Source organism: Actinomadura fulvescens (assembly GCF_039533225.1).
Taxonomy (GTDB): Bacteria; Actinomycetota; Actinomycetes; order Streptosporangiales; family Streptosporangiaceae; genus Spirillospora; species Spirillospora fulvescens.
On the sequence record NZ_BAAATD010000001.1, the window covers coordinates 854,235 to 868,609 of the forward strand.

The window sequence follows — 14,375 nt, forward strand, 5'->3', positions numbered from 1 at the left end:
ATTGACCCGGCCCCGCGGCCCGCGCCGAGCCGATCATTCCGCGTAGTCGGGGTAGCCGTAGCCCACGATCTGGTCGGCCGACCGCTCCTTGATCAGGACCGCGTCCGAGGTGTTGCCCTCCACGGTCTGCACGGTGCCGTCGCCGTTGTCCTTGATGACCATGCCGACGTGCTCGATGTCGTCGATGTTCTCCGAGCCGCCCCAGTTGAAGAAGACGATGGCGCCGGGCCTGGGCTCGTCGCCCCAGCGGTCCTGCTGTTCGAACCACTTGGCGTGCTCGACCGTCCAGGCGTCGCTGCCGATGCCGTGGCTGAAGCCGAGCCGTTCGCCGATCCAGGAGACGAACATGTCGCACCACTGGGCGTCGTTGTAGCCCTCAAGGTCACCGCCGTCGCGCGCCAGGGTCTCCTTGGCGCGGTCGGTGGTCATGTACCAGTCCTGGAACTTGGTCTCGCCGTTGCCGTTCTCGCTGATGCCGACCTGGGACTTGGCCAGTTCGATGGCGTCCTCGGCGGTGGGCTTCTTCGGCTCGGCCTTGACCGGCGCCTGCGTGGCCGTGGCGGCCTTGGGGGCGGTGGCGGACTTGCTCGCGTCGCCGGAGAGCTTCTCGGGAACGTTGTGCGAGGCGCGGGCCTTGCGCGACGGTTCGGCGCCGACCGAGGCCGCCGCGGCGGCGCTCGGCGGCTTGGCCACGGACGTCCCGGCGGGGGCCGCGTCGATGGCGGCCTGGGCGGTCACGGTGGCCGCGCCGATGACGGCCGCTCCGGCGACGATGCCGCCGGTGGTCCGCAGGGTGATGACCAGGGGGCTGGATTTGCGGTGCTTGCCTGCCACGAGGGGGTTCTCCTTGGCTTCCATGCCGCCTACCGGGTTAGCTGACGGGTTCGGGCGTGGAAGCTGCCCTACGGCCTGCGAAGAGGCCGATTCACCCCAAAGGGACTGCCGGGCGCAGCCCGTCCGGTGGAGGGTGGGGCTGCGCAACGGTCTGCCGGGCGCAGCCCGTCCGCTGATGGGCGGAGGGTGGGGGCTGCGGGATGGCATGTCGGGCGCGCTGCGTCCGTCCGTTGAGGAACGGAGGAACGCGGGCAGCCGCGACGGTGGGTCCCCGGTTCCGCTGATGCGGATTCGGCGGTGGCCGTCGAAGACGACCTGAGGGTTTCGGTGAGGGGAGGGGAGACCGGGCGCGGCCGCCGGGGGAGGACGGCCGCGCCCGTCAGGGGATGGTCCCGCTCAGACGCGGGACCGATTCGGGATCAGTAGGGACGGACCGCGCCCGAGAAGGTCTTCTTGCGGTAGCCGTTGAGCTTGACGACCTTCACGTGACTGCCGGAGTTGGGGGCGTGGATCATCCACACCTTGCTCCCCTTGCGCTTGGACACCATGCCCACGTGGCCCTTGCCGTGGAAGAAGACGAGGTCACCGGGAGCGAGCTTGCTCCAGGACACCTTGTTCTTCACGGCGCGGTACTGGGCGGTCGTGACGCGAGGGAGCTTGACGCCGGCCTTCCGGTAGGACCACTGGACCAGGCCGGAGCAGTCGAAGGCGTTCGGGCCCGCCGCGCCGTAGCGGTACGGCTTGCCCTTCTTCTTGTGGGCCGCCTTGAGGGCCTTCTGCGCCAGTTTCTGGCGTTCGGCCCACGACTTGTTCTTGGCCTGCTTGACGACCTTGGCCACGGGTACGGCCTTGGCCGCTTCGGCGGCGGGGGCCGGGACCGCCGCCACCAGGGGTGTGACCACCGCGGTGGCGATCACGAGACCACCGGCGAGGCGGACACGACGAATCGTGGGGCTGACAGCGTTGCTGGACAGGGGAATCTCCTTCTTCCAGACGCCTACCGGGTTAGCTGACGGGTTCGGGCGTGGAAGTTGCCCTACGGTGCGCCCGTTCGAGGGGATCGAAGGGAGGGCGCGCCGATTCACCCCGGTCGGGGCCGGTCCGGACAGGACGGGCCGCCGATGTGTGGGTCCCCGGCTCCGCGCGATGGCGGACTCGGCGCTGCCGCGGCGATCCTTGGGCGTGATGAGGCCCGTGCGCGGGACCCTGTGTCCCGCGTGCGAAAGCGCGGCGCTGATTTGGTTGGGACGAGCGGCCTCGAAGGGGCGTTCGCTCGGTGGCCGGAGCCCGTTGGACTGAACCGCCGTGACGCGCTCGCTGGCGCCATGCACGCCATGCTCGTCGAGCCTGCTGAGCGTGCGCACGGTGCGGTCGGGCCGGCCGGTCTCCGTTCGGCGGAGACCAGGTGCGGCGCGTGGAGGGCGTCGCACCGGCGGCGGCACCTGGAAGGTGCCGCGCGGGGGAGCGGCACCTGGGGGGTGCCGTGCCTCCTGTGACGCCCGGGGGCGTCGGGGGCCTTGCGGCGCCTGGTAGGCACCGAAGGTGGGCTCAAAGTATCAAAAGGTCATGCGAATGCAAATCCCCGACAAAACAGAACGGACCAGGTCAGACCTGGTCCGCTCCTCGTGTGGGCTTGCTCACGGGCCCGTCAGGGCCGCCCAGCGCCGTAGTAAGTCGAGGCGTAGTAGCCCGACGTGATGCTGACGATCTCGACGTTCTTGCCCGTACGCGGCGAGTGGATCATCTGGCCGTTGCCCACGTACAGGCCGACGTGGCCGAGGCTGCGGAAGAACAGCAGGTCCCCGGGCTGGATGTCGCTCTTGGCGACCCGCTTGGTGGCCGCGTACTGCGAGTTGGTCGTCCGGGTGATGCTGACCCCGGCGGCCTCCCAGGCCCTCATGGTGAGGCCGGAGCAGTCGTACCTCGGCCCGGTGCCGCCGTACTGGTAGGGCGTGCCGAGCTTGCTGTAGGCGAAGTTGAGAGCGACGCGCGCCGAGCCGCTCGCCGGGCCCTTGTAGCTGCCGCCGGAGCCGCCACCGCCGGTGCCGGGCTTGTCGGGCCGCACGCCGAGTTTCTTCAGCAGCTTCTTCTGCTGGTTGATCGACTTCTCGACGGTCGCCTTCCGCGTCCTCAGCTCCTTGGCCTTGGCGGCGACCTCGTCGTAGGCGCGCTGGGCCTGGGCCTTCTCGCGGCGGACCCGCTGCGCGGCGGCCAGGAACTGGCCCAGCTCGGAGTTGCGGTTGCGGGACAGGTGGGAGAACACCGCGGCCTGGTCGAGCACGGCCTGCGGGTCGCCGCTGCCGATGAAGCCCGCGACGTCGCCGGTCTCGCCGTTCTTGTACGCGGTGGCCGCCATCTGCGCGATCTTGGTGCGCAGCGTCTCGAACGCGGTCTCCTCGTCGCGGCTGGCCTTCTGCGTCGCCTGGAGCTTCTTCTTGGCGCGCTTGAGGTCCTCAGCGACCTGGTTGTACTTCTCGACCAGCTGCTCGACCTGCTCGTTGAGCTTTTCCAGCTTCTTCTGGACCTGGCTCGCACTCGGTTTGGGCTCGGCATAGGCGGCCGGCGTGGGCAGAGCCACAGGCAGCGCCATGGAGGTCGTCACGGCGAGGCATGCGGTCGCCATCAGCCGCCGGGAGCTGCGTTCACTGGCCACGGTCGGAATTGCCCCTCTCGTCCGCTATTCAGCGGATGACATTAGCGAGGGGCCACAGGAGTCACAACCGAATCGTCAGTATTCATCAAGCTCGGTCGGCTATTCGTGCGTATGGTGACCGTGTGATCACGAAGCGCGGTCGCGGGCGTGGGTATGGGTACGGATAAGGGCCAGCCGCAGCGGTGGCACCATGTCCAGATCGGCCAGCACCTGCAGCGCGCGCCGTTCGTCGACGTCGAGGTCCACCATGTCGCCCGCGCCGGGCTGGGCCGGGGCCGCCAGCAGGGTCGTGATCACGCAGTCGCCGCACCCCGTGCCGCGCACCTGGCAGCCGTCGCACTCGATCAGCATGTCGTCCTCCGTACCTCGGTTGTCACGGAAGGTACGCGGCGGGTGTGACAGAACGCGGATGCGCTACGGCCTGGAGAGAGGCGCTACGGCCTGGAGAGGCGGCGAAGGAGCAAAGTGGACACCGCGGGGCGGGCTCCGGCGCGGCGGGCGGCGTCGGCCACCTCACGGTCGGAGGAGACCACCACCACCGCGCGGCCGGAGGGCTCGGCGCGGACCAGCTCGCCGATGAGCTCGTCGGCGGTCTGGCCCGGACGGCTGAACAGCACCCGGACGCCGCGCGGCGCGGCGATCGCCACCGGCGCGTCCAGCTCGGCCCCGTCGAAGACGCAGGTGACCTCGGCGCGGGTCTGCGCGGCCAGCCCGCCGAGGCCGGACAGCAGGCGGCTGCGCTGGTCGGCGAGCGGCAGCTCGCCGTAGCCCGTCTTGGTGACGTTGTAGCCGTCCACGATCAGATGGACCCGGGGCAGCGTCAGGAGCCGGTCGAGCAGCTGCGGGTCGTCGTCGGAGAGCGCCCGGCCGGGCAGGTTGCGGTGGACGAGCTTGTCCGGCTCGATCCCGGCGACGGCGTCCGCCGGACGTTCGATCATGGTGGGCAGGGCCAGCTCCCGCCGCACGCCCTGCGCGGCGTCCACCAGCGTGTCGAGCAGCATCCGCAGCCGGACGTCCTCGACGTTGCGGCCCTCCCGGGCGGCGCGGCGTGCGTGCTCGGCGGCGCTCTCGGCCTGTTCGAGCCGGGCGCGCAGCTTGCGCAGCTCCTTCTCGGCGGCGGCGGTGGTCTCGCGGGAGGTGGCCAGCTCGCGGGCGGTCTCGGTGGCCAGCGCGGCGGCGCGTTCCTCGGCGGCCCTGGCCTTCTGCCGGGCGTCGTGCAGCTTGCGGCGCAGCTCGGCGACCTCGGCCTTGCTCTCGCGCAGCTCGCCGCGCAGCTTGTCGAGCTCGGCCGAACGAGACGCGCGGATGGCCGCCAGCTCGTCCCGAAGAGCGGTGATCTTGCGTTCCGCCGCCTCGCCCTCGGAGGCGCTCGCGGATCGTTCCAGCTCGGCGCGGGCGGCCTCGGCCAGCTCCGTCCAGCCGGCCGACCGCAGCAGGTAGGCGACGGTCGCGGCCCGCACCGGATCGGCCGCGGGCGGCACCCGGCCCTCCTCGATGGCGGCCACCAGCTCGGGCTCGGCGTCCCGCAGATGCTCGGCGACCTTGACCCGGAAGTCGGCGTCCTTCTCCAGCAGCGCCGCGATGTGCTGCCCGGCGAGCTTGGCGCGCTTGCGGCGCTCGAACTGGGCGAACCGGCGGAGCGGCGGCGGAACCTCGGTGGCGGGGAGGGTGCCGATCAGCTCGGCGGCGGCCTCCAGCACGCTCTGGCGGACCGCCTCGGGAAGAGGACGGGCCAGGCGCTCGGCTTCCGCTCCGGGGCCGCTGTCGATGATCCGCTCCTCCCCGTGCCCGTATCGACGCCGTTCGCCTAGTATTTCCGGACGCCGGACACCTTAACCAGCACAAATGCCATCTCGCAGCCCCGGCCCTCCGCTGGACGGGCCGCGCCTGACGAGCCGATGCGCCGGACACCGGCCGGTGTCCGGACGGGTCGCCCCCGGCCCGTGCCCCAACCCTAGCGGCCGGTGAACTGTCGGTGGCCCCCTCTACCGTCGCGGTCATGACCCACCCGGCCCGCCCCGCCAGCCGCGACGCGACCCCTGGCGGCCCCGGCGGCCCTGGCGTCCAGAGCCGCGACCGAACGCCCGGCGGCCCCGGCGTCCAGGGCACCTTGGACGATCTCGGCACCCCCCTGGCCGACGTCACCTTCGTGGTCGTCGACCTGGAGACGACCGGCGGCTCGCCCGCCGAGTCGGCCATCACCGAGATCGGGGCCGTCAAGGTGCGCGGGGGAGTGGAGCTCGGCGACTTCGGCACGCTGGTCGATCCCGGCGGCGAGATCCCGCCGTTCATCACCGCGCTGACCGGCATCACCCAGCAGATGGTCTACGCCGCGCCCAAGATGGAGCAGGTGCTGCCGGCGTTCCTGGAGTTCGCCCGCGGCTGCGTGCTCGTCGCGCACAACGCCTCGTTCGACACCGGGTTCCTCAAGGCGGCCTGCGCCGCGCAGGGCTACGCGTGGCCCGCGTTCACCGTCATCGACACCGTCGACCTCGCGCGCCGCGTGCTCAGCAAGGACGAGGTGCCCAACTGCAAGCTGGGCACGCTGGCCCGCTTCTTCCGTTCCGCCACCGAGCCGATCCACCGCGCGCTGGCCGACGCCCGCGCCACCGTCGACGTGCTGCACGGCCTGATCGAACGGCTCGGCTCGTTCAACGTCACCTCGCTGGAGGAGCTCAAGTCCTTCGCCAAGGCGCCCACGCCCGAGCAGCGCCGCAAGCGTTACCTCGCCGACGACGTGCCCAGCGCCCCCGGCGTCTACCTGTTCGAGGACGAGCGCGGCGAGGTGCTCTACGTGGGCAAGAGCGGCGACCTGCGGGCGCGGGTGCGCAGCTACTTCACCGGCTCGGAGACCCGGCACCGGGTGCGCGAGATGGTCGGCCTCGCCGAAAAGGTCCGCACCATCGTCTGCGCCACCGGCCTGGAGGCCGAGGTCCGCGAGCTGCGCCTGATCGCCGAGCACAAACCCCGCTACAACCGGCGGTCGAAGTTCCCCGAGCGGGCGATGTGGCTGAAGCTCACCGTCGAGCCGTTCCCCCGGCTGTCGATCGTCCGCGAGTGCAAGGACGACGGCGCCGTCTACCTGGGGCCGCTGTCGTCGCGGCGGCAGGCCGAGGAGGCGCAGGCCGCGCTGCACGAGGCCGTGCCGCTGCGGCAGTGCACCCAGCGGCTGACGATCCGCCTCATCGAACGCGGCGCGGCCCGCACCTGCCTGCTCGGCGAGATCGGCCGGTGCGGCGCGCCGTGCGAGGGCCGCGAGCCCGCCGACGCCTACGCCGTGCACGCCGACCAGGCCCGGTCGGTCATGCGGGGCGACGTGCGGCCGGTGGTGGCGGCCGCGCAGGTGCGCATCGACCGGCTCACGGCCGAGCTGCGGTACGAGGAGGCCGCCGCCCAGCGCGACCGGCTCGCCGCGTTCATCCGGGCGGCGGCGCGCGGCCAGCGGCTGACCGCGCTGTCGCGCATCGCCCAGCTCGTGGCGGCCCGCCCGGCCTTCGACGGCGGCTGGGAGGTGGCCGTGGTCCGCCATGGCCGGCTCGTCGCCGCGGGCACGATCCCGTCCCAGGCCCATCCACGGCCCTACCTCGACGCGCTCGTCGCGACGGCCGAGACGGTCATCCCGGGGCCGGGCCCCTCGGGCAGCGCCACCGCCGAGGAGATGGAGTGCGTCCTGCGCTGGCTCGACACCCCCGGAGCCCGTCTCGCCGAGGTGGACGGCGAGTGGAGCTGCCCCGCGTACGGCGCCGAGGGCCTGCGCCAGTGGATCAACAACGCCTACGCCCCCACCGAGCCGGCGGACCGCGGCTTCGGCCGCCCACTAAGGTGAGGGAGGACGAAACCCGGGCAAACGGAGAGGATCGTGCGTGGCCCTACCTCTCTATGACAGCCAGCCCGCTCGGCGCGTCCCCTGGGTGACCTATCTGCTGGTGGCGGCCAACGTGGTGGTCTTCCTGCTGACCCCGATGGCCAACTTCGCCACCTGGTACGGGGACGACCGGGTCCGCGAGTGCAACGCCGTCGAGTTCACGCTGCAGCACGGTGCCATCCCCAAGGAGCTCACGTCCGGCGACCAGCAGCCCGTGCCGCCCCAGATCGCGCGCGAATGCGGCGAGGCCACCTATGACAAGGCCCCCTTCCTCTCCGCGTTCACCTCGATGTTCCTGCACTCGAACTGGCTGCACCTGCTCGGCAACCTGGTGGCGCTGTTCGTGATCGGCATGGGAGTCGAAGACAGGCTCGGCCGCCTGCGCTACCTGCTCAGCTACCTGTTCTTCGGGCTGGTCGCCGTCTACGGGTTCGCCTACACCTCGCCCGACTCGACCGTGCCCCTCATCGGCGCCTCCGGCGCCATCGCCGGAGTACTGGGCGCCTACCTGATCCTCAACCCGCGCGGCCGCGTCGTGAGCTTCGTGCCGCCGATCATCGTGATCCGGCTGCCGGTCTGGGTCGTCCTCGGCTACTGGTTCGTCCTGCAGTGGCTCTCCCTGGGCGACAAGGAGAGCAACGTCGCGTACGTGGCGCACATCTACGGTTTCGTGGCCGGTGTGGCGTTCGCCGTCCTGGCCCGCAGGGCAGGACCCGCCCGTCGCGTCGCCGCCCTGTCCAGGGGATAGGCTCGGCTAGAGCATCCGAGGAGGAGTCAGTGCATACCGCGATCGTGCTGGTCAAGACCGATGTCGCCCGCATCCGCGAGGTCGCCGAGACGATCGCCGCCCTCGACGGCGTCAGCGAGGTCTACTCGATCACGGGCAAGTACGACCTGATCGCGATGGTCCGGGTCCACCGGCACGAGGAGTTCAACGACGTGATCCCCGGCCGCCTCAACAAGATCCCGGGCATCCTGGAGACCGAGACCCACATCGCCTTCGAGACCTACTCCAAGCACGACCTGGACGCCGCCTTCTCCCTAGGCCTCCCAGACGCCGACTAAACCCCGCGCCCCGCGCAGAACAAGGCCCTCGCTGACGCTCGGACAGCCCCATTGGGGCTCCCGCCCCAAGCCGGGGGCAAGCCCCCACCCCTTCAGTGGCGCATCCCTTCCACGGCGGGATTCCCGGGTAGTTTTCGTGGCTGTGGATTTTGAGGGTTCTGTCTTGAGCGTTGCTAGACCTGTGGCATATGGGCAGCGACAGCTGCACGTGGGCAACACAGAGAGCACACGTGGAGGGACGCCGAATGGCGCAAATCCAGCTTCGGTCCTGATTGGGATGACTGTGTCATCGCTTGGGGCACGAGCCTCTGCACGGCGGTTTCGTTCCGCATGGATACACAAGTGCCGCTCTCTCTTGACCGTGCAGCGGTGCGGGGGGAGGCTTCCCCAGAGGCGTAGTGAGCATCATCGAGCATCCTCCGGACTGGAGACAGATCATGGCTCTACGGTTGGTCGGCGGAGACGACGAGAGCGAAGGCGGCGGCTCTCCCGCCGTGTGGGTGGACACCGAGACCTACGAGATCGTTGTGCAGGGGCTGACCGGGGATGACCCGACCAGGGCCGCGGCACGAGCGACGGGGAAGCTGACACCCGATCACGAGTCGATCATCCGGTTCCCTGATCGGCTGTACCGCTTGCTCGTGGAGGCGCATGATGTCATCGCAGAACTTCGAGGAGATATTCGCGGAGATGCTCCGCGGAGCGAATCATGAGGCCCTGCATCTTGAGTTGAGGGACTTCTATGGCCCTCCGTCCAAGACGTTCGCGGACTGGAAAGCCGGCGTCGAGTACGACCCTGCGGACAGGTTCGCGCCCTGGGTGTCACTGGTCAGGGAAACCGCCGCACGTGGGGTCACGGTCCGCCGTGCCCGCATCGTCGGAACTCCAGTCAGTGAGTACACGCGATATCTCCACTGGACGACGAGCATGAACATCGGAGCCGGCGAACGGGTCCGATGGTTGGCCCGTCGTGACGCGGCTGATCTGTGCCTCACCGGCGCCGACTTTTGGGTAATTGACGGAGCCGTCGTCTACTGGAACCACTTCTCCGGCGATAGCGTCCTCACCGAGGTCGAACGAGACGACCGGGAGGCATCGGCCAAGCTCGCGCGTTCAGCCTTTGAAGCCGCTTGGGCAAGGGCTATCGATCATTCCGAGTTCAAGCCCTGAAGGTGGTCCACTCTCCGACACCGGCAGTTCGGGAGGCGCGGCACGCCATTGCGGTGCGCCTGCGCGACATCCGCCGGGATGCGAACCTCAGCGGGACCGCCCTGGCGCAAGCGGCGAATTGGGATCGCACGAAGGTCTACAAGATTGAGGCGACCACAACCGCGCCGTCCGAGTTGGACATCCGCATTTGGTGCGCTGCGTGTGACGCTGAGGAGCAGATCCCTGATCTGATAGCGATGACCCGCGCTGTCGAAACGATGTACGTCGAATGGCGGCGAGCCGCCCGTTCCGGGTTGAAGGCGGTGCAGCGCGGAGCGATCCCTCTCTATGAGAAGACTACGACCTTCCAGATCTATGAGCCTGGAGTGATCCCCGGACTGTTTCAGACCAAAGACTACGCGACGGCCCGCATGGGGCGATTCAACGAGTTCCATGGATTCCCTGGTGACTTCGCGGACGCGGTCGAGGCTCGTATGGAAAAGCAACGAGTCGTTCGGTCAGGAAAGCGGACGTTCGCCGTCATCCTGGAGGAATCGGCGTTGTGGTTCCGGGTCGGTTCACGCGAGATGATGCGAGAGCAGCTTGATCACTTGCGGCACGTCGCCACATGGCCGCAGGTCTCGCTCGGGATCATCCCCCGTGACCAGGATCGCCGTATCTGGTCAGTGCCCAACTTCTGGATCTTTGACGGACGGCGTGTGATCACAGAGACACCCACAGCCGAGCTGAATATCACCGCGCCGGGCGAGGTTGAGATCTATCGGCGCATCTTCGCCGAACTCTCCACCATGACCCTCGTCGGCGCGGGCGCTGAGCGGCTGATCTCTGAGCCGTACGCGCAGTTCTGAGCCACAGCGAGCATCATCGAGCATCTTTGTGGAACCCCACAGAGCGGGGATCTAGCGTCCTTGTCATGAGCTTCGACACGCCCCGCAGCGACGCCGCTGACGCCGAGATCCCGGTGCGCAACGGTGAGCGTCGGAGGTTCCTGTCTGTTCTGGACGAGGCGGTTCGAGCGCATGGCGGTATGTCGTGCGGGGTGGTCAGGCGGGCCGGTACGCCGGTGCTGCATGTGATCAATTCCGAGCGTGCTTGTCGTCGTACCGAGGTCGGGGCCGAGTTTGCTGGTTCGGGCTGGTGGTTCACCTGGGCTGAGACCGGCGGCACGATCGGGCCGGTCGAGGGCCCTGCGGGTGTCGCCGAGGCCGTTGGCCGCTATCTGGGTGTCCACGTTCGAGGCATGCGATGACCGCCACGGCTGGGACGCAGCGCTGCCGTCATTGCCGCAAACCCATCACCTACGGCCCCGGCTGGTGGGAGCACCTCGGCGGAACGGTGGCCTGCAACCCTCACCAGGCGACATGGCCACCCCGAGGGACAAACGCCGCCCCGCTCATCGAAGCCATCACAGACCAGACGCCGGAGGCGCCGAGCCATGATCCCCAGCCGGCCACTCGCACCGATAGCGCGGCGCGGTCGGCCGGTTCCACATCCTCGACAACCCAGGGAGGCCGTGTGTTCACCAGGTCCAGCCAGTGCGATGGACAGCAGGAGACGTGTGGCTGTGTGCACGTCGCGATCGTGCGTGACGCGGTCGTCGTCACCGATGAAGCGGGCAACGTTTCCACGTTCGATCACTTTGAGTGGCGCGACTTCATCGCCGGAGCCAAAGCGGGCGAGTTCGACCTGCCGGACGACTCCCCGGCCCTGGCCCCCGCCCCGGTCTAGCCACTCCCATCGCATGAGCAGGTCCCGCCCTGGAGATAGCAAGGCGGGGCCTGCCCTACTTCGAAGGGCGCTGTTCGATGGCCTTTCACTGCTACCTGTGGCACGGAGATACGGCCACAGCCCAAGGCCCCAAGCGCGACACGCTGTGTGGGGACCTCAGCATGGCCACGCCTCCGGTCCTGACGCGGGACTGGTTGCGGAAGCCCCAGAGCATGCTGCGACGAAAGGCCAGTACACCTGAGGAAGCCGTCAACTGGCTGGGAGAGGTCTTCGACCAGCACGCGGAGAAGATGACTCACTCACAGGTCACCGGCATCAGGCGGCAAGACCGGTTCGGCTCCGCGCTGACCGACCTCCAGGCTGGAAACGACCTGTCCTGGGGCTTCCCACTGGTGGGGAGCAAGTACCTGGCCTTAGCCGTCATTGTTGTTCGTTAAGCGCCAGGAAGCGGAGATCAGCGGCATGGCCATTCGCTGCTCGCCTGCCGCGAGGCTGTGAAATGTGTCAGTACTCGCTCTGATTGCGTCGTAGGCGGCCGGGCTCGATCGCCTTGCGGAAGGGACGCACCACTGAAGGGGTGGAGGTCTGAGGGCTTGCACCTAGATTGGGGGCGGGAGCCCCTCTGAATACTGTCCGAGCGCAGCGAGGGCCTATTTGTGGTGCGCTGCGGGGTCCGGCTATTTGAGGGACTGGGTGGTTTGGATCCAGCGGTCTAGGAGGGCGGTGGAGGCGCCGGAGTCGATGGCGTCGCCTGTGCGCTCGTAGGCCTTGGCCAGGGTTTCGGTGAGCTTGTCGGCGGGTGGGGTGCCTTCGGCGGCGACGATCAGGGCGGCGGCGTTGAGGCGGACCATGTCGCGGACCGCGCCAGGGGCTCCAGCGAAGGTCTCGCGGGCTACGCGGCTGTTGTAGGCGGCGTCGGCGCCTCGGAGGTCTTCGGGTTTGGCGGGCGGGATGCCCAGGTCGGCGGGGTTGAACGTCGTTTCGGTGGACGTGCCCTCGCGGACCGCCCAGACCGTCGAGGTGCCCGTGGTGGTGAGCTCGTCCAGGCCGTCGTCGCCACGGAAGACCAGGGACGAGCAGCCGCGTTCGGCGAAGACGCCCGCGACGATGCCCGCCATCCGGGGGTGGAAGACGCCCACGGCTTGGGCCTTGGGGCGGGCCGGGTTGGTCAGGGGGCCTAGGAAGTTGAAGACGGTGGGGGTGCCTAGTTCGCGGCGGGTTTTGGCCGCGTAGCGGAGGGCCGGGTGGAAGAGCGGGGCGAAGCAGAATGTGATGCCGACCTCTTCGGCTACCTGGGCGGTGCGCTCGGGGGATAGGTCGATGGCGACGCCCAGGGCCTCCAGGAGGTCGGCGGCGCCGCAGGAGGAGGAGGCGGCGCGGTTGCCGTGTTTGACCACTTTGATGCCCGAGGCGGCCGCCACGACGGCCGCCATCGTGGAGATGTTGACCGTGTGAGCCCGGTCGCCGCCGGTGCCGACCAGGTCGGCGATCTGGCCCGGGATCTCGATCGGGGTGGCGTTGGCGTACATGCCCTCGGCCAGCCCGGAAACCTCGGCGACGGTCTCGCCCTTGGCGCGCATGGCCACGGCGAAGCCCGCGATCTGCGCGTCGGTGGCCTCCCCGGCCATGATCTGCTTCATGGCCCAGGCGGTCTCGTCGCTCGACAGCGACTCGCCGTCGAGGAGGGCGTTGAGCAGTGCCGGCCAGGTCGTGCGCGCGTCCATGCTTCCCCCAGGGTGGGTCGGTGCGGGGGATGCGCCGGGGGCGCACCCCGGCGATGGGCGGTCTAGAGTGCCGGGAGGCGGCTGTCCGCGCGCCGGCGCATGAGGTCGGCGACGGAGTTGGCCAGGGCCATCGGGTCCAGCGGGAGGCTCAGCACGGCGTCGGCGCGGGACCAGGTCGCGAGCCAGCCGTCGTCGCGCCGGGCGATGATCGCGAGCATCGGCGGGCAGTCGTACACCTCGTCCTTGGCCTGGCGGCACACCCCGAGCCCGCCCGCGGGCTGCGCCTCGCCGTCCACGATCGCGACGTCGATGTCGCCCTCGTCGAGCCGCGCCACCACGGCGGGCTGGGTCGCGACCTCGACGTACTCGACCAGCGGCAGGTCGGCGGCCGGCCGTCGGCCGAGCGCGAGCCGGATCTGGCTGCGGGTGCCGGCGTCGTCGCTGTAGACGAGAACCTTCATCGGACTCTCCGGGGCGGTGCTCATGGCAGAGAAGGCTACCGGTTCACCCGCGCGCGCACGAGATGCGCCCGGCCGAACGTGCTCTATGGGCCTCAAAGCCCTTGTCAGACGGGCTTTTCGGCCGTTCGGGCAGGGCCTGGCGGGGCACCGCCGGGACACGCTCGGGAACTCCAGGAGGGGGGTCATGCGTCAGTGTTGGATCGGGTGACGTAATAATGCTGCCCGTGGCAACAGCATCCGCGATAGAGACAACACCCCACGCTCGGGCAAACCGGCCCAATCTGGTCAGCGTGGGGACGATCGTCTGGTTGTCGTCTGAGCTCATGTTCTTCGCGGCGTTGTTCGCGATGTACTTCACGATCCGCTCCGTGACCATCGGTCAGGAAGGCCACGACGCGTGGCCGGGCGCCGAGCTCGACCTGCCGCTGTCCGCCTTCAACACCACCATCCTGGTGCTGTCCTCCGTGACGTGCCAGATGGGCGTGTTCAAGGCCGAGGCGGGCAAGGTCGGCCGCGACGGCGGCCTGCTGAACTTCCGGCGCTGGGGCCTGCGCGAGTGGTACGTGCTCTCGTTCCTCATGGGCGCGTACTTCGTCGCCGGTCAGGCCTACGAGTACTACCAGCTGGTCAACCACGACGGCCTCACGCTGTCGTCCTCGGCGTACGGCTCGGTCTTCTACCTGACCACGGGCTTCCACGGCCTGCACGTCACGGGCGGCCTGATCGCGTTCCTCTTCGTGCTGGGACGCACGTACGCCGCCAAGCGCTGGACCCATGAGCAGGCGACGAGCGCGATCGTCGTTTCGTACTACTGGCACTTCGTCGACGTGGTGTGGATCGGGCTCTTCGCGACGATCTACCTGCTCGACCTCTGA

The 14,375-nt window shown here is 69.3% G+C and carries 17 protein-coding genes and 2 riboswitches; of the genes, 10 read left to right on the forward strand and 7 right to left on the reverse strand.

Annotated features, from left to right (window positions below; all coding sequences use genetic code 11):
* Positions 1-33: 33 nt before the first annotated feature.
* The 5 genes from ABD333_RS04000 to ABD333_RS04020 all read right to left on the reverse strand — a co-directional run bounded on the left by ABD333_RS04000 (position 34) and on the right by ABD333_RS04020 (position 5,187).
* On the reverse strand, positions 34-834 hold the full coding sequence (locus tag ABD333_RS04000; RefSeq protein WP_344537746.1) for a CHAP domain-containing protein: 801 nt from the start codon (positions 832-834) through the stop codon (positions 34-36).
* 11 nt (positions 835-845) lie between these two features.
* A riboswitch (cyclic di-AMP (ydaO/yuaA leader) is annotated at positions 846-973 on the reverse strand.
* Between the two features lie 280 nt (positions 974-1,253).
* On the reverse strand, positions 1,254-1,751 hold the full coding sequence (locus ABD333_RS04005) for a C40 family peptidase (protein WP_344537748.1): 498 nt from the start codon (positions 1,749-1,751) through the stop codon (positions 1,254-1,256).
* Positions 1,752-1,812: 61 nt separating this feature from the next.
* A riboswitch (cyclic di-AMP (ydaO/yuaA leader) is annotated at positions 1,813-2,005 on the reverse strand.
* A 477-nt stretch (positions 2,006-2,482) separates the two neighbouring features.
* Positions 2,483-3,487: a C40 family peptidase gene (locus ABD333_RS04010; RefSeq protein WP_344537750.1), complete on the reverse strand. Its 1,005-nt coding sequence runs from the start codon at positions 3,485-3,487 to the stop codon at positions 2,483-2,485.
* Positions 3,488-3,613: 126 nt separating this feature from the next.
* A complete protein-coding gene (locus ABD333_RS04015) occupies positions 3,614-3,838 on the reverse strand; it encodes a hypothetical protein (RefSeq protein WP_344537752.1) in 225 nt (74 codons plus the stop codon).
* Between the two features lie 83 nt (positions 3,839-3,921).
* Positions 3,922-5,187 (reverse strand): NYN domain-containing protein, encoded by a 1,266-nt coding sequence (locus tag ABD333_RS04020; protein ID WP_344537754.1) that lies wholly within the window; start codon positions 5,185-5,187, stop codon positions 3,922-3,924.
* A 299-nt stretch (positions 5,188-5,486) separates the two neighbouring features.
* Here ABD333_RS04020 and ABD333_RS04025 point away from each other — a divergent pair, with 299 nt between their 5' ends.
* The 9 genes from ABD333_RS04025 to ABD333_RS04065 all read left to right on the forward strand — a co-directional run bounded on the left by ABD333_RS04025 (position 5,487) and on the right by ABD333_RS04065 (position 11,752).
* Complete coding sequence (locus ABD333_RS04025) at positions 5,487-7,313, forward strand: DEDD exonuclease domain-containing protein (RefSeq protein WP_344537756.1); 1,827 nt, start codon at positions 5,487-5,489, stop codon at positions 7,311-7,313.
* Positions 7,314-7,350: 37 nt separating this feature from the next.
* Positions 7,351-8,100 carry a rhomboid family intramembrane serine protease gene (locus ABD333_RS04030; protein WP_344537757.1) on the forward strand — a complete coding sequence of 250 codons (750 nt, stop codon included), beginning with the start codon at positions 7,351-7,353 and terminating at the stop codon, positions 8,098-8,100.
* 29 nt (positions 8,101-8,129) lie between these two features.
* Complete coding sequence (locus ABD333_RS04035) at positions 8,130-8,417, forward strand: Lrp/AsnC family transcriptional regulator (protein ID WP_344537758.1); 288 nt, start codon at positions 8,130-8,132, stop codon at positions 8,415-8,417.
* 398 nt (positions 8,418-8,815) lie between these two features.
* Positions 8,816-9,130 carry a hypothetical protein gene (locus ABD333_RS04040; protein ID WP_344537759.1) on the forward strand — a complete coding sequence of 105 codons (315 nt, stop codon included), beginning with the start codon at positions 8,816-8,818 and terminating at the stop codon, positions 9,128-9,130.
* Complete coding sequence (locus ABD333_RS04045; RefSeq protein WP_344537760.1) at positions 9,069-9,587, forward strand: DUF6879 family protein; 519 nt, start codon at positions 9,069-9,071, stop codon at positions 9,585-9,587. The genes ABD333_RS04040 and ABD333_RS04045 overlap by 62 nt, the downstream gene beginning before the upstream one ends.
* Positions 9,548-10,435 (forward strand): helix-turn-helix domain-containing protein, encoded by an 888-nt coding sequence (locus tag ABD333_RS04050; protein WP_344537761.1) that lies wholly within the window; start codon positions 9,548-9,550, stop codon positions 10,433-10,435. The genes ABD333_RS04045 and ABD333_RS04050 overlap by 40 nt, the downstream gene beginning before the upstream one ends.
* Before the next feature lie 65 nt (positions 10,436-10,500).
* Entirely contained in the window at positions 10,501-10,836 is a 336-nt protein-coding gene (locus ABD333_RS04055) for a hypothetical protein (protein ID WP_344537762.1), read from the forward strand.
* Positions 10,837-11,153: 317 nt separating this feature from the next.
* Complete coding sequence (locus ABD333_RS04060; protein WP_344537763.1) at positions 11,154-11,315, forward strand: hypothetical protein; 162 nt, start codon at positions 11,154-11,156, stop codon at positions 11,313-11,315.
* A gap of 161 nt (positions 11,316-11,476) precedes the next feature.
* Positions 11,477-11,752, forward strand: coding sequence for a hypothetical protein (locus ABD333_RS04065; RefSeq protein ID WP_344537765.1), 276 nt, complete (start codon positions 11,477-11,479; stop codon positions 11,750-11,752).
* Between the two features lie 240 nt (positions 11,753-11,992).
* Here the strand turns inward: ABD333_RS04065 and trpD are convergent, their stop codons facing one another.
* Both trpD and ABD333_RS04075 read right to left on the reverse strand, forming a co-directional pair.
* Positions 11,993-13,039 (reverse strand): anthranilate phosphoribosyltransferase, encoded by a 1,047-nt coding sequence (gene trpD / locus ABD333_RS04070; protein WP_344537767.1) that lies wholly within the window; start codon positions 13,037-13,039, stop codon positions 11,993-11,995.
* 62 nt (positions 13,040-13,101) lie between these two features.
* A complete protein-coding gene (locus ABD333_RS04075; protein WP_344537769.1) occupies positions 13,102-13,524 on the reverse strand; it encodes a hypothetical protein in 423 nt (140 codons plus the stop codon).
* Positions 13,525-13,715: 191 nt separating this feature from the next.
* Here ABD333_RS04075 and ctaE point away from each other — a divergent pair, with 191 nt between their 5' ends.
* Positions 13,716-14,375 (forward strand): aa3-type cytochrome oxidase subunit III, encoded by a 660-nt coding sequence (ctaE, locus tag ABD333_RS04080; RefSeq protein WP_344537771.1) that lies wholly within the window; start codon positions 13,716-13,718, stop codon positions 14,373-14,375.